A 13,195-nucleotide genomic window follows, 5' to 3' on the forward strand; every position below is an offset into this window, starting at 1 on the left:
CTCAGGCTCGCCAACTTCTGTAACCAAGGGGGACGGCCGCTCCCGCAGGGCCAGACCCTCCCCCTAGGATCGCCGAGCTGAACGCTTGTCGCTATGGCTGCCGGCTCTACAGGGGAACGCCCGTTCTTCGAAATCATCACCAGCATTCGCTACTGGGTGATCCACGCGGTCACCTTGCCAGCGATCTTCCTTGCTGGCTTCCTGTTCGTGTCCACCGGCCTGGCCTATGACGCCTTCGGCACGCCTCGCCCCGACGCCTATTTCCAGGCCCAGGAGAGCAAGGCTCCCGTTGTGAGCCAGCGCTATGAGGGCAAGAGCCAGCTTGACCTGCGTCTGCCATAAATCCCCATGACCCAGTCTCCCGTCTCGACCACGCCGCGCAACTATCCGATCTTCACGGTGCGCTGGCTCTCCGTTCACGCCCTGGGTATTCCCACGGTGTTCTTTCTGGGGGCCCTGGCGGCCATGCAGTTCATCCGTCGCTGAGGTCTCCTGCCATGCAACGCAACCCGAACCCCAACAACCTGCCGGTTGAGCTCAACCGCACCAGCCTCTACCTGGGGCTGCTGCTGGTCTTCGTCACCGGTGTGCTGTTCACCAGCTACTTCTTCAACTGATCCGGAGGGCACCCCATGAGCGGCAAGAAATCCAACATCCCAGATGGCCGGATCCCGGATCGCCTGCCTGACGGCCGTCCGGCTGTGGCCTGGCGCTCCCGCTGGACAGCAGGCGTTCTGCCCCTGTGGCTGGTGGCCACCGCCGGTGGCATGGCTGTGATCTTCGTGGTGGGCCTGTTCTTCTACGGCTCCTACACCGGCGTCGGCTCTGCCTGAATCCTGGCCCGAATCCCAGCCCAAGCCATCCCCAGCAATGCCTCTCCCCCGGTGGACAGCCTGGCTGCCACCGGGGTTTGCTGTGGGAGACGGTTTGGCTGAAGCCTCGACCTCCGGCCCGTTCCCCGCTCTCCGGTGAAGAAGCGCACCCTCCTGAATCACGGGGCCCTGGCCTGGTTTGCGGGTGCTCTGCTCAACGCCTACGGCCAGCTGATCCTGCTCACCTCCCGCGTCGTGGTGCGCCGCGACCAGCTCAGTGCCCGTTTGATCGGCGCGCAGGGGCGGCCGGTGATCTATGCGCTCTGGCATGGCCATGTGTTCTTCATGCCGATGCTGCGCATCAGCAGTGGACGCCCGGTGGCGGTGCTGCTCAGCGCCCATCGCGATGCCCAGATCGTGGGGGTGGCGGCCCGCATGCGCGGCGTTGAGCTGGTGGCCGGCTCCTCCACCCGGGGGGGTGTGCGCGCCTATCTGCAACTGATTCAGCTGCTGCGCCGGGGACGCTCCATCTGCATCACCCCGGACGGCCCCAGGGGCCCTGCCCGGCGCGTCAAGCCCGGTGTCGTGCACCTGGCCCAGCAGTCGGGGTGTGCCGTGGTGCCGGTGGGCCTGGCCGTGCGCCGGGGGCGCCGGTTGCGCTCCTGGGACCGCACCCTGCTGCCCTTCCCCTTCTGCTCGGCCGTGCTCAGCCTGGGGGCGCCCCTGTGGTTGCCGCCGGTGGAGGATGCCGAGGCCTTCGCCCTGCAGGCCGAACAGCTGGAGGCGGCCCTGGAAGCCGCTTCGGAGCAGGCCTCCCGTGCCCTCTGAGCCGGTGATACCGCCGTTGCTGGGCCTGCGCCTGCTGCAGACCCTGCTCACCCCCGGGATCCTGCTGCTGCTGCTGCTGCGGTTGCTGCAGGGCAAGGAGGAGTTGCGCCGGTTGCCGGAGCGGCTGGGCTGGGCGGGCCATCAGCGCCCCCCCGGCCCCCTGATCTGGATGCACGGCGCCAGCGTCGGCGAGCTCACGGCACTGTTGCCCCTGCTGCGGGAGCTGGGCGCAGCCGCTGCCGAATCGGGCCTGGAGCCACCGGCGCTGCTGGTCACCTCAGTGAGCCGCAGCTCCGCCCAGCTGGCCCTGCGGCTGCTGCCGGAGGGGGTGATCCATCAGCTGGCGCCGGTGGACCACTGGCTGGCCCTGGCCCTGTTCCGCCGCCACTGGCGGCCCCAGCTGGGGTTGCTGGCGGAGGCTGAGCTGTGGCCGGAGCTGGTGCTGGCCATGCCGCGGCTGCACCTGGTCAATGCCCGCATGAGCGAGCGCTCCTACCGCCGCCACCGCCGCCTGCCGGCCTACGCCGCCTGGCTCTATGGCCGTGCCCGCCTCTGCTGGGCCCAGTCGGAGCCCGATGCCGCCCGCCTGCGTCGGCTGGGCGCCACCCAGGTGGAGGTGGTGGGCTCCACCAAGCGAGACGCCGATCCCCTCACCGCGGACGAGGCGATCCTGGCCCGGCTGCAACCGCTGCGGCGCCGGGGGCCGGTGCTGCTCCTGGCCAGCAGCCATGCCGGGGAGGAGGAGCTGCTGCTCCAGGCCCGCCAGCGGCTGCAGCAGCAGCTGGGCCCGCTCACCCTGGTGCTGGTGCCGCGGCACCCGCCGCGGGCTGCCGCCGTGCTCGAGCTGGCCCGGCGGCAGGGCCTTGTGGCCATTCTCTGGAGGGAGCTGGCCGCCAGGGGCCCGGCTGACCATGCTGATCTCGACGTGCTGGTGGTGGATGTCCTGGGAGCGATGGGCAGCTGGATTGCGGCGTCGGATCTGGTGGTGATGGGCGGCAGCCTGGCTGCGGTGCGACACCGGATAGGGGGCCACAATCCCCTGGAGGCCATCCGCGCCGGCAAACCCGTGGTGTGTGGGCCGGACATGGCCAACTTCGCTGGCCTCAGCGAGGAGCTGCAGGCCGCCGGTTGGCTCCATGCCTGCCCCACCGACGAGCTGCTCTGGGCTCGGGTGGTGGAGCTGCTGAGCCGGGGGGCGCCGGCGCCACCCCCCTTGCGTCTGGAGGGTCCCTCGCGCCGCATCGCCAAGCGCCTGATCGCTGAGCTGGGCACTGCTGATCTCACCGACGCCGGGCTGGCCGACGCCCACCTGGCCCGGGAGGCGCGCTGATGCTGATCCGGCCGCCTGCGTTCCTCTACCAGCGCGGTCCCTCCCTGAGGGCACGGCTGCTGCGTCCCCTGGCCGTGCTCTATGCCCTCGCCAGCGGGCTGCACCGGGGCTGGGTGCGACCCCTGCGCCCAGCGGTGCCGGTGGTGTCGATCGGCAACATCACGCTGGGGGGCACCGGCAAGACCCCCCTGGTGATCGGCCTGGCCCGGGAGCTGGGCAGGCGGGGGGTGCGCCTGGCCGTGCTCACCCGCGGCTACGGCAGCGGTCGCCGCTCGCCGATCCGCCTGGAGGGCGGCCGCGGCCGGGAGCCGCTGGCGCCGGAGGCGGGGCGCCGTGCCCCCCTGCGGCAGGTGGGGGATGAGGCCCTCGAGCTGATGGGCAGTCTGCCCGGCGTGCCGGTGTGGGTGGGCTCCGACCGCCGCTCCGCGGCCCGCCAGGCGGTGGCCGAGGGGGCCGAGCTGCTGCTGCTGGATGACGGCCTGCAGCACTGGTCCCTGGCCCGCGACTGCGACGTGACCGTGCTCGATGAGCGCCATGGCCTCGGCAATGGGCTGCTGTTCCCTGCCGGCCCCCTGCGCGAGCCGGCCTCCCAGCTGGGGCGTGCCGACCTGCTGGTACTCACCGGCAGCGGCGCTGCTCCCCCGGCCGGCGGCGACTCCAGCCAGGGCCTGCCCGATCTGGGGGGGCGCGTCGAGCCCGAACAGCTGGGCTGGCCCGCCGCCAAACCCTGGTTGCGGGTGCCCGCCAGCCTGCAGCCGGCCCCCAGCCTGCGGGGACGGCCGCTGTTGGCCTTCTGCGGCATCGGCTTGCCGGGCAAGTTCTTTGCGGCGCTGCGCCAGGCGGGGCTGCAGCTGGTGGGGAGCCAGGCCTTCCCCGACCACCACCCCTATGCTCAGGCCGATCTGGAGCGGCTGCTGGCCATGGCCCAGGCCCGGGGAGGAGCCACGCTGGTGACCACCGTGAAGGACTGGCATCGCCTGCCCCCCCATTCCCGCAGCGTGGTGGCGGCCGTGCCCCTGGTGCTGGATCCAGAGGCGCTCAAGGCCCTGGCCGACCTGGTGCAGGAGCGGTTGCGGCTGGCATGGAGCTGAGCCCGGCCCCATTGCGGCTGCTGGTGGTGGCGGGTGAGGCCTCGGGCGACCTGCACGGCGGCGCCCTGCTGCGGCAGCTGCGCTCTCGCCTGCCCGAGGCCGAACTCCTGGGCGTGGGGGGCGAGCGGATGCGGGCCGCCGGCCTGCTGCAGCTGGCCGATGTGCGCCATCTCTCCGCTGCCGGGGTGGTGGAGATCCTGGGCAGCCTCGGCCGCCACTACCGGGTGATGCGGCTGCTCAAGCGCCAGATGGACCGCCACCGCCCGGCGGCCGTGGCCCTGATCGACTACCCAGGCTTCAATCTCCTGGTGGCCCAGGAGGCCCACCGGCGCGGCATCCCGGTGTTCTTCTACATCGCTCCGCAGGTGTGGGCCTGGGGCCAGGGCCGGGCGCGCCGGATGGCCGGCTACATCGATCGTCTGGCGGTGATCTTTCCCTTCGAGGCGCCGCTGTTCAATGCCCACGGCCGGGCCTTCGCCCGCTACGTGGGCCATCCCCTGATGGATGGGCTGGCGGTGACCTCCAGCCGGGAGGCCACCCTGCGGCGCCATGGCTTCCGGCCCGATCAGCGGCTGTTGCTGCTGTTGCCGGGCAGCCGCCGCGCCGAGATTCGGCTGCTGCTGCCGGCCCTGCTCGCCGCCGCCGCCGTGTTCCGCCGGGAGGGCTGGCAGGTGGGCCTGCTGCGGGCCCCCACGGTGGACCAGGCCTTTCTCGAGCAGGTGGCCGGGGAGACCCCCCTGCCCCGCTGCTGCTCCGGCGAGGACACCAACAACCTGCTGCACGCCGCCGATGGCGCCCTGGTCAGCTCCGGCACCGCCACCCTGCAGGCCGCCCTGCTGGGTTGTCCCCACGTGATCGTCTACCGCTTCTCGCGGCTCACCTATCTGTTGGCAAGGCTGGCCACCCGCCATCGGGTGATCGGTCTGCCGAATGTGATTCTGGGCCGGGTCGCCTTCCCGGAGCTGGTGCAGCGGGCCGTGACGCCGGCCAACCTGGTGCGGGAGCTGCGCCAGCTGCTGGCCGATCCCGCCGGGGTGCGCCAGGCCGTGGAGGAGCTCCGCAGCAAGATGGGGCCGCCGGGCGCCTCGGCCCGGGCGGCCGACGAACTGGTGGATCTTGTGCGATGAGCAGGCCTGTGTACCGGCGCTTCCTGGCCTACGGGAAGCCCTATCTGTGGCCCACCTTTCTGCTGGCCCTGCTGTTCAACCTCGGCTATGGGGCCTCCACGGGCTTCGTGCCGCTGGTGATCCGCCACCTCTTCGACGACGTGCTGCCCAGCAGTGATCGGGGCCGGCTCTACAGCGCTCCGGCCGTGATCCTGGGGGTGATCGTGCTGCGGGCCGTCTGCCAGTACCTGGGGGCCTACCTCACCGAGACGGTGAGCCAGTCGATCACGGCGGATCTGCGCTCCGATCTGGCCGCCAAGGTGATGGTGCTGCCGCAGTCGTACATCGACCGCCATCCCTCCAGCACCCTGATCTCGCGTCTGCTCAGTGATGTGACGCTGGTCAAGACCGGCATCGTGGACGGTTTCTCCTCGATCTTCAAGGATGCGCTCACCCTGCTGGCCCTGGTGCTGGTGGCCTTCTACCAGGACTGGCTGCTGGCCCTGATCGCCTTCATTCTCTTTCCAGTGGCGATCCTGCCGGTGCTGCGCTCCTCGAAGAAGGTGCGGCGCCACTCCAGCCGCGGCCAGTCAAGCCTGGCGCGGCTGGCCAGCTACCTGCAGGAGTCGCTGGTGGGCTCCCGGGTGGTGAAGGTCTTCGGCATGGAGGCCTATGAGCTGAAACGCTTCCACGAGGAGAACACCGCCGTGCTCAAGGCGGCCCTGCGCACCACCAGGGCCAAGCTCGCCAACCAGCCCCTGATGGAGCTGCTGGGGGCGGTGGGGTTCAGCGCGGTGCTGGTGTACGGCGGCGAGGCGGTGATCAGTGGCAGCCGCACCACCGGCAGCTTCTTCGCCTTTCTCACCTCCCTCTATCTCTGCTACGCGCCGTTCAAGGGGCTGGCACGGGCCAATGCAGTGCTGCAGCAGGGGGTGTCGGCGGCCCAGGATCTCTTCGCCATCCTCGACACCCCAGTGGATCCGGTGGAGGCTCCGGTGCCGCGGCAGTTGCAGGGGGTGGCCCGGGAGCTGCGGGCTGAGGCCGTGAGCTTCGGCTACGGCACCGACCCCGTGATCCGCCAGTTGGAGCTGAGGATCCCCGTGGGCAGCACCGTGGCCCTGGTGGGCCCCAGCGGCGGCGGCAAGAGCACGATCATCGACCTCTTCTGCCGCTTCTACGACCCGGACGCCGGCCGGATCAGCATTGACGGCATCGACATCCGCGAGCTCTCCCTGGCCTCGTTGCGGAGTCTGATCTCGGTGGTGGATCAGAACACCTTCCTGTTCAACGACACGGTGGCGAACAACATCGCCTATGGCCATGCCGCCGCCTCCCGCGCGGCCGTCGAGGCCGCGGCCCGGGCCGCCAACGCCCATGGCTTCATCGCCCAGCTGCCCCAGGGCTATGACACCCTGATCGGCGAGAACGGCACCCTGCTCTCAGGCGGCCAGCGGCAGCGCATCGCCATCGCCCGGGCCCTGATCAAGAACGCCCCGATCCTGTTGCTCGACGAGGCCACTTCCGCCCTGGATTCCGCCTCGGAGCAGGTCGTGCAGGAGGCCCTGGATCGCCTGATGAGCAACCGCACCACCCTGGTGGTGGCCCACCGGCTCTCCACGGTGGTGAACGCCGACCGGATCTGCGTGATCGAGGCCGGCGCGATGGTGGAATCCGGCACCCACCGGGAGCTGATGGCTCGCGGCGGCCGGTATGCCGCCTTATTTTCGACACAATTCGCAAACCCTTCCGTGGTGTCGTCCCGATGACCATCGCCCCCAGCCGTTCCCCGGCCCCCTCCGGCGCCACCTGGCAGCGGGCCGACTGGGCCAGCTCCTTCCGCAACGTGGGCACCGAGCTCGCCGATGTGGCCGTCACGGCGAGCCGGGGCACCATCCCGGCCGAGCTCTGCGGCAGCCTCTACCGCAACGGCCCGGGCCGGCTGGAGCGGGGCGGGCAGTGGGTGCACCACCCCTTCGATGGCGACGGCATGATCACGGCCCTGCGCTTTGAGGGCGGCGAGGCCCGGCTCAGCAACCGCTTCGTGCGCACGGAGGGCTGGCAGGCCGAGGAGAGCGCCGGCCGTTTCGTGTACCGCGGCGTGTTCGGCACCCAGAAACCGGGGGGGGCTCTGGCCAACGCCTTCGACCTGCGGCTCAAGAACATCGCCAACACCCACGTGGTGCGCCTCGGCGACCAGCTGCTGGCCCTCTGGGAGGCGGCGGAACCCCATGCCCTCGATCCCAACAGCCTGGAAACCCGGGGCCTCAGCCGCCTCGATGGGGTGCTCAAGCCGGGTGAGGCCTTCAGCGCCCACCCCCGCTTTGATCCCGGTCACCGGGGGGCGCCGCGGATGGTGACCTTCGGTGTCAAGAGCGGGCCGCGCAGCACGATCCGGCTGATGGAGTTCGCCACGGCCGACGACCCTGCCGCCGGCGTGCAGGCGGGCCAGCTGCTGGCGGAGCGCCACGACACGATGGCGGGCTTCGCCTTCCTGCACGACTTCGCCATCACCCCCAACTGGGCCGTGTTCCTGCAGAACGCCATGGCCTTCAACCCCCTGCCCTACGTGCTCGGCCAGAAGGGGGCAGCCCAGTGCCTGGCCTCCAAGCCCGGCGAGATCGGCCGCTTCTTTCTGGTGCCCCGACCCGGCAGCGCCGCGGCGGAGCGCCATGCCAAGCCCCTTGAGGTGCCAGCCCCCGAGGGCTTTGTGTTCCACCACCTCAATGCCTTCGAGGATGAAGCCACGGGCGAGCTGGTGCTCGATTCGATCTTCTACGCCGACTTCCCCTCGATCGGCCCCGGCGACGACTTCCGCTCGGTGGACTTCGAGGCCATTCCCGAGGGGCAGCTGAAGCGCTGCCGCATCGACCTGGAGCGAGCCGCCACTGATCCTGCCGGGGCCGTGAGCTCCGACTGGCTGGAGCAGCGCTGCTGCGAATTCGCCACCGTGCATCCGGCCCGCCAGGGCCGCGAGGCCCGTTTCGCCTGGATGGCCGTGACCGAGCAGGAGCGCGGCAATGCGCCCTTGCAAGCGATCGAGAAGCTGGATCTCAGCAGCGGCGAGCGGCGCGTGTGGTGCGCCGGGGCGCGGAGCTTCGTGAGCGAGCCCGTGATGGTGCCCCGCGCCGTCACGGGCTCGGAAGCCGCCAGCGGCCCTGAAGACGACGGCTGGCTGCTCTGCGTGGTGTGGAACGGCGCCCGCTGCGCCAGTGATCTGGTGATCCTCAACGCCCACGATCTCTCCGAGCAGGCGGTGCTGGAGCTGCCGCTGGCCATCCCCCATGGCCTGCACGGCAGCTGGGTGGCGGCCTAAGGGCTGGCGAACAGCTGGCGCAGCTGGGGTTCGAGGGCCGCGAAGGCGCGGCCCCGATGGCCCAGGCGGGCCTTGGTGGCGCTGTCCATCTCGGCGAAGGTCTGGCCGGCCTCGGGCACGTGGAACACCGGGTCGTACCCAAAGCCCCCCGTGCCCCGGGGCGCCTCCAGAATCACGCCCGGGCAGTGACCCTCCACCGCCAGCCGCACTCTGCCTTGGGGGTCGGCCACGGCCAGGGCGGCGCTGAACTGAGCGCTGCGCTGCTCGGCCTTGGCGGCGCTGGAGCTGCCACCGACGGCGGCCAGTTCGTCCAGCAGCCGGGCGATGCGGGCGGCATCGGTGGCGGCGTAGCGGGCTGACTGCACTCCCGGGGCACCGCCGAGGGCCGCCACGCAGAGGCCGGAGTCGTCGGCCAGGGCCCAGCAGCCCGTCAGGCGGGCCACGGCGGTGGCCTTGATGGCCGCGTTCTCGGCGAAGCTGCTGCCCGTTTCCTCCACCTCCAGGCCTGCGGGCTGTGGCCTCACCTCCAGGCCCAGCCCCGCCAGCAGCCGGCTGAATTCGCGCACTTTGCCGGCGTTGCCGCTGGCGATCACCAGCACGCCGGGTTTGCTGTTCGTGGTTTCCATGGCCAGAGCCTCACACCTGCTCGGCCAGCTGCTGTGCCCAGGCGAGCACGCAGGCCACCCGCTCCGGAGTGGGGGCCTCGCAGTAGAGCCGCAGCAGTGGCTCGGTGCCCGAGAAGCGCAGCATCAGCCAGTGGCTGGGTCCCAGCCTCAGCTTCACGCCGTCGGTGCGGATCACCTCCTGCACCGGTACTCCGGCCACCTCGGCCGGCGGCTGGGCGGCCAGCAGGGCCTCCAGCCGCCCCCGGGCGGCCATGTCCGGCAGGCGCAGATCGAGTCGGTCGTAGGCCGCGGCTCCGCCACAGCGCTGCTGCAGGGCATCGAGGCGCTGGCCCAGGGGCACGCCACCCTCCACCAGCGCCTCGATCAGCAGCAGGGCGGCAAAGGGGGCGTCCCGTTCCGGCAGGTGCATGCCGAACCCCACGCCGCCCGATTCCTCGCCCCCCACCAGCACCTCGCCAGCCAGCATCTCGGCGGCGATGTACTTGAAGCCCACCGGTTTTTCCAGCACGGTGCGCCCCAGCCCCTCCGCCACCTGCCGCATCAGGTCGGAGCCGCTCACGGTCTTGATCACCAGCCCCGGCAGCTGGCGGGCCCGGGCCAGGTGGTCGATGAACAGGGGCATCAGCAGCTGGGTGCTGCAGAAGCGGCCCAGCTCATCCACCGCCGCGATGCGGTCGCCATCGCCGTCGAACACGATTCCCATGGCCGGTTTGCCGGCCGCCGTGCTGGCGCGCACCGCGGCAATGAGCTCCTGCAGGTAGGGCGCCAGGGGCTCGGGGGGATGGCCGCCGAACAGGGGGTCCCGCTGGCTGCGGATCTCCTGGATGGCCCCGCTGGCCAGGGCCTGGGGGCCCAGCAGGGCAGGCAGCACGCCGGCGGCGGAGCCGTGCATCGGATCCACGATCACGCTGAGGCCGAGCCGTTCCAGCCCCGCCGCCAGGGCGTCGGTGTCCACCTTGGCCCGCAGGCCGGCCAGGTAGGGGCCGAGGGCATCGAACCGGGGCGTGTCGGCCGACCGCGGCACGGTGATGCCGCCGGCGGCCAGGCGTGTTTCCACCCGCTGGGTGAAGTCCCCCTCCACCGAGCCACCGAAGGGCCCCTTGATCTTGAGGCCGAGCCATTCGGGCGGGTTGTGGCTGGCGGTGATCACCAGGGCACCGAGGGCGCCGCGCTCCACCACCGCCCAGCTGCTGGTGGGTGTGGGGGTGGGGGTGTCGGCGAGCACGGGCTCCAGTTCGGCGCCCCTCACGGCGGCGCAGATGGCCTCGGCCAGCTCAGGCGCCAGGAAGCGGCGGTCGTAGCCGATCACCACTTCGCGGCTGCGCAGCTCCGCCGGCGCCGAGGCGGCCAGTTCGCGGGCGGCGGCCGCCGCCACCGGCAACAGCCGCTCCACGGTGATGTCCACGCCGAGGATGCCCCGCCAGCCATCGGTGCCGAAGCTGATCGGGGCCGCGTCCAGGGGCAGCGGGGCTGAAACCATGAACCTTGGGTGTGGTGCCCGCCAGCTTGCCGGATCCCCCAGCTGACTAGCGTTGCCAGGCCGTTGGGCCCTGGTGCCGGGCCCCTCCACGCCTCAGCCCCCTCCCCCAGCTGACGATCCGCCGATGACCCAGGTGGTGCTCACCGACCGGCTGTTGCGCAGCTGGCTGCGCTGCAAGCGCCGGGCCTGGCTGGATCGCCATGGCGATCCGGAGGCCAGGCGCTGGACGGCCCATCGCAGCCTGGCCCTCAGCGACCAGCTGGCCAGTTTCCAGAGCCTTCTGGCCCAGAAACCCGGCCATGGCGAGGCGGCCTGTGCAGCCGCTGCCCCGGGGGTGGTGGGGCTGCGGCTGCAGGGGGAGGGGCCCGCGGGTCTGCAGCTGCAGGCCCATCCCTCCCTGCTGGAGCGGCTGCCGGGCCCCAGCCGCTGGGGCGACCATGCCTACCGCCCGGTGCTGGGGCGCCAGGGCCGTAACCTCACCCGCGAGCACCGCTTGCTGCTGGCTCTGTGGGGTCGGCTGCTGGCCGAGTACCAGCGAGCCCCTGTGCCCCAGGCCCTGGTGGTGGCGGGCTCGGGCCGGAACCTGCAGCGCGACACCCTCAGCCTCAGCGCTGGCCTGCAGCGCCAGCTCGATGACGCCCTTGTGCGCCTCGCCGACACCATGGAGAGCCCAGAGCCACCGCCCCTGGTGGCCGACCGCAAGAAGTGTGTGCTCTGCAGCTGGCGCGGCCAGTGCGATCAGGAGGCGGCGGCCGAGGGCCATCTCAGCGAGGTGAGCGGCATCGGCGGCAAGCGGCGCGAGATGCTGCTGGGGCTGGGCATCACCAATCTCAAGGAGCTGGCGGCCGCCGATCCGGCCTGGCTGGGGGAGGCCCTGGCCGTGCACGGCGAGCAACATCGCCACAACGCCGCGGTGCTGGTGGCCCAGGCCCGGGTGCAGGCCCTGGGACGGCCTGAGCGGCTGGAGCCGGAGCCCCCTGCGGCCGAGGGGGCAGGCGGCCTCGATCCGCTGCCCGAACTGCGCCACTGCCCCGGCGTGCTGCTCTACGACATCGAATCGGATCCCGATGCCCGCGACGACTTCCTGCACGGGTTCGTGATCGTGCCCCGCGGCGCTGACGGCGCCTGGCCGGCAGGCCCTGTGCCCACCCAGGGCAGCTGGCGCTATCAGCCCCTGCTGGCCCTGTATGACCACGGCGAGGCCCTGCTGTGGCAGCGGCTGCGGCGGCTGCTCGGGCGCTACCCGGCCTGGCCGCTGCTCCACTACGGCGAAACCGAGTCGATCGCGCTGCTGCGCCTGGCCCGACGCCAGGGGGCTGGGGAGGCCGAACTCACGGCTCTGCGGCAGCGGCTGGTGGACGTGCATGCCAGGGTGCGGCGCCACTGGCGCCTGCCGGTGAACAGCTACGGCTTGAAGGCCGTGGCCAGCTGGCTCGGCTTTCGCTGGAGCCAGAGCGGCGTGGATGGCGCCCGCTGTCTGCTGTGGTGGCGCCAGTGGCGCCGCGACGGCGGCAGCCAGCGCCTGCAGCGGATCTTCACCTACAACCGCGACGACAACCTGGCCACCTGGGCGGTGGTGCGCTGGCTGCTCGACGGCCCAGGCTGACTCAGCTGGCCCCGGAGGCGGTCCCGGAGCCGGCCCCCACCGGCGGGGCCATGAACCCAGCCGGGGTGGACATCTGCACGCAGGGTCCGTCAGGGCCAAGCCGCAGTTCGCCGGCGGCGAGGGCCTGGCGGCGCACCAGGGCCAGGCCGATCCAGGCGCCCGAAGCGAGCCGCAGGGCGGAGGTGACGCTGCCGCAGCGGCCGCCATCGGATTCCTCGGCACTGAGCAGCACCGCGCCGATCGGAGCTGCCGCCAGTGGCGTGGGCTGCTCCGCCCCGGAGCCCTCCTCAGGCTGGGGCAGATGCCAGCGGCGCAGCTGTTGTTTGACGCCGTCGTAGGTGGCCAGCTTGGCCAGGGTTTCCTGGCCCACGTAGCAGCCCTTCGAGAGGCTCACCCGATCCGCCAGGCCCAGCTCAAACGGGTTGGTGCCGTCGTTGAGTTCCGCCGGTGCCGCCGGCAGGCCGTGTTGCAGCCGCCAGCGCTCCTGCTCGTCGGCGCCCAGGGGCGGCAGGGCCTCCAGTTCCGCGGGCAGAGCCGTGAGCTGGTGGAGCAGCCAGCCTGGCCCCAGCCGCCAGCCCTGATCCGCGGGCAGGGCCTGCCACTGCAGCGCTGCTGGCGGGCCGGCCGGGGTGGGTGTGGCGATGGCGGGGCTGAGCTGGGGGAGCGGCGTCAGCAGCCAGGCGGGCTGCAACGCGCCCAGCTCCACCTGATCGGCGGGGAAGAGCACCCGGTCGAGGCCGGCGCGGACGGCGGCGGCATCCCCGTGGGTCACCACCAGCCAGGCGCCATCGCGCTCCACGAGCACCTCCGCCAGGGCCCGCATACGGCCGGTGGGGGAAATGCAGCAGGTGCGGATCCAGGCCCCCGCTGGGGCGCGTTCCAGATCAGCGCTGGTCTGTCCATGCAGAAACCGCAGGGTGTCGGGCCCGCGCAGGTGCAGCAGGGTCACGGCTTGCTGCAGCCGTGCCGCGGGGGCGGGTTGCCAGGTCCAGGGATCGTGCAT

General features: G+C 71.8%; 14 protein-coding genes. 11 read left to right on the forward strand and 3 right to left on the reverse strand.

The annotated features are described in order from the left end of the window. The first annotated feature begins 93 nt into the window (after nucleotides 1–93). From psbE to IQ220_RS10670, 10 genes are all read left to right on the forward strand, one after another. Nucleotides 94–342, forward strand: a complete 249-nt coding sequence (gene psbE, locus IQ220_RS10625; RefSeq protein WP_186697419.1) for a cytochrome b559 subunit alpha — start codon at nucleotides 94–96, stop codon at nucleotides 340–342. A 6-nt stretch (nucleotides 343–348) separates the two neighbouring features. Continuing rightward, nucleotides 349–486, forward strand: coding sequence for a cytochrome b559 subunit beta (gene psbF / locus IQ220_RS10630; protein WP_006909199.1), 138 nt, complete (start codon nucleotides 349–351; stop codon nucleotides 484–486). A gap of 11 nt (nucleotides 487–497) precedes the next feature. Further along, a complete protein-coding gene (locus IQ220_RS10635) occupies nucleotides 498–617 on the forward strand; it encodes a photosystem II reaction center protein L (protein WP_186697418.1) in 120 nt (39 codons plus the stop codon). A gap of 15 nt (nucleotides 618–632) precedes the next feature. After that, nucleotides 633–833: a photosystem II reaction center protein J gene (locus IQ220_RS10640; RefSeq protein WP_186697417.1), complete on the forward strand. Its 201-nt coding sequence runs from the start codon at nucleotides 633–635 to the stop codon at nucleotides 831–833. Nucleotides 834–968: 135 nt separating this feature from the next. Further along, nucleotides 969–1,640 (forward strand): lysophospholipid acyltransferase family protein, encoded by a 672-nt coding sequence (locus IQ220_RS10645; RefSeq protein ID WP_193914876.1) that lies wholly within the window; start codon nucleotides 969–971, stop codon nucleotides 1,638–1,640. Next, entirely contained in the window at nucleotides 1,630–2,970 is a 1,341-nt protein-coding gene (locus tag IQ220_RS10650; protein WP_193914878.1) for a glycosyltransferase N-terminal domain-containing protein, read from the forward strand. Before IQ220_RS10645 ends, IQ220_RS10650 begins: the two co-directional genes overlap by 11 nt. Continuing rightward, on the forward strand, nucleotides 2,970–4,061 hold the full coding sequence (lpxK, locus tag IQ220_RS10655; protein ID WP_193914881.1) for a tetraacyldisaccharide 4'-kinase: 1,092 nt from the start codon (nucleotides 2,970–2,972) through the stop codon (nucleotides 4,059–4,061). The genes IQ220_RS10650 and lpxK overlap by 1 nt, the downstream gene beginning before the upstream one ends. Further along, nucleotides 4,052–5,188 (forward strand): lipid-A-disaccharide synthase, encoded by a 1,137-nt coding sequence (gene lpxB, locus IQ220_RS10660; protein WP_193914883.1) that lies wholly within the window; start codon nucleotides 4,052–4,054, stop codon nucleotides 5,186–5,188. The genes lpxK and lpxB overlap by 10 nt, the downstream gene beginning before the upstream one ends. Further along, the gene (locus IQ220_RS10665) at nucleotides 5,185–6,933 is read left to right on the forward strand and encodes an ABC transporter ATP-binding protein (RefSeq protein WP_193914885.1); all 1,749 of its coding nucleotides are present in this window, start codon (nucleotides 5,185–5,187) and stop codon (nucleotides 6,931–6,933) included. Before lpxB ends, IQ220_RS10665 begins: the two co-directional genes overlap by 4 nt. Continuing rightward, nucleotides 6,930–8,480 carry a carotenoid oxygenase family protein gene (locus IQ220_RS10670; protein ID WP_193914887.1) on the forward strand — a complete coding sequence of 517 codons (1,551 nt, stop codon included), beginning with the start codon at nucleotides 6,930–6,932 and terminating at the stop codon, nucleotides 8,478–8,480. The genes IQ220_RS10665 and IQ220_RS10670 overlap by 4 nt, the downstream gene beginning before the upstream one ends. Here IQ220_RS10670 and rdgB read toward each other — a convergent pair. Together rdgB and IQ220_RS10680 are read right to left on the reverse strand one after the other, a co-directional pair. Continuing rightward, nucleotides 8,477–9,106 (reverse strand): RdgB/HAM1 family non-canonical purine NTP pyrophosphatase, encoded by a 630-nt coding sequence (rdgB, locus tag IQ220_RS10675; protein ID WP_193914889.1) that lies wholly within the window; start codon nucleotides 9,104–9,106, stop codon nucleotides 8,477–8,479. The genes IQ220_RS10670 and rdgB overlap by 4 nt on opposite strands. 10 nt (nucleotides 9,107–9,116) lie before the next feature. After that, nucleotides 9,117–10,586, reverse strand: a complete 1,470-nt coding sequence (locus IQ220_RS10680) for a phosphoglucomutase/phosphomannomutase family protein (RefSeq protein ID WP_193914891.1) — start codon at nucleotides 10,584–10,586, stop codon at nucleotides 9,117–9,119. A 124-nt stretch (nucleotides 10,587–10,710) separates the two neighbouring features. Here IQ220_RS10680 and IQ220_RS10685 point away from each other — a divergent pair, with 124 nt between their 5' ends. After that, on the forward strand, nucleotides 10,711–12,192 hold the full coding sequence (locus IQ220_RS10685) for a TM0106 family RecB-like putative nuclease (protein WP_193914893.1): 1,482 nt from the start codon (nucleotides 10,711–10,713) through the stop codon (nucleotides 12,190–12,192). 1 nt (nucleotide 12,193) lies between these two features. Here the strand turns inward: IQ220_RS10685 and IQ220_RS10690 are convergent, their stop codons facing one another. Next, complete coding sequence (locus IQ220_RS10690) at nucleotides 12,194–13,195, reverse strand: folate-binding protein YgfZ (RefSeq protein WP_193914895.1); 1,002 nt, start codon at nucleotides 13,193–13,195, stop codon at nucleotides 12,194–12,196.

The organism is Cyanobium sp. LEGE 06113 (assembly GCF_015207615.1).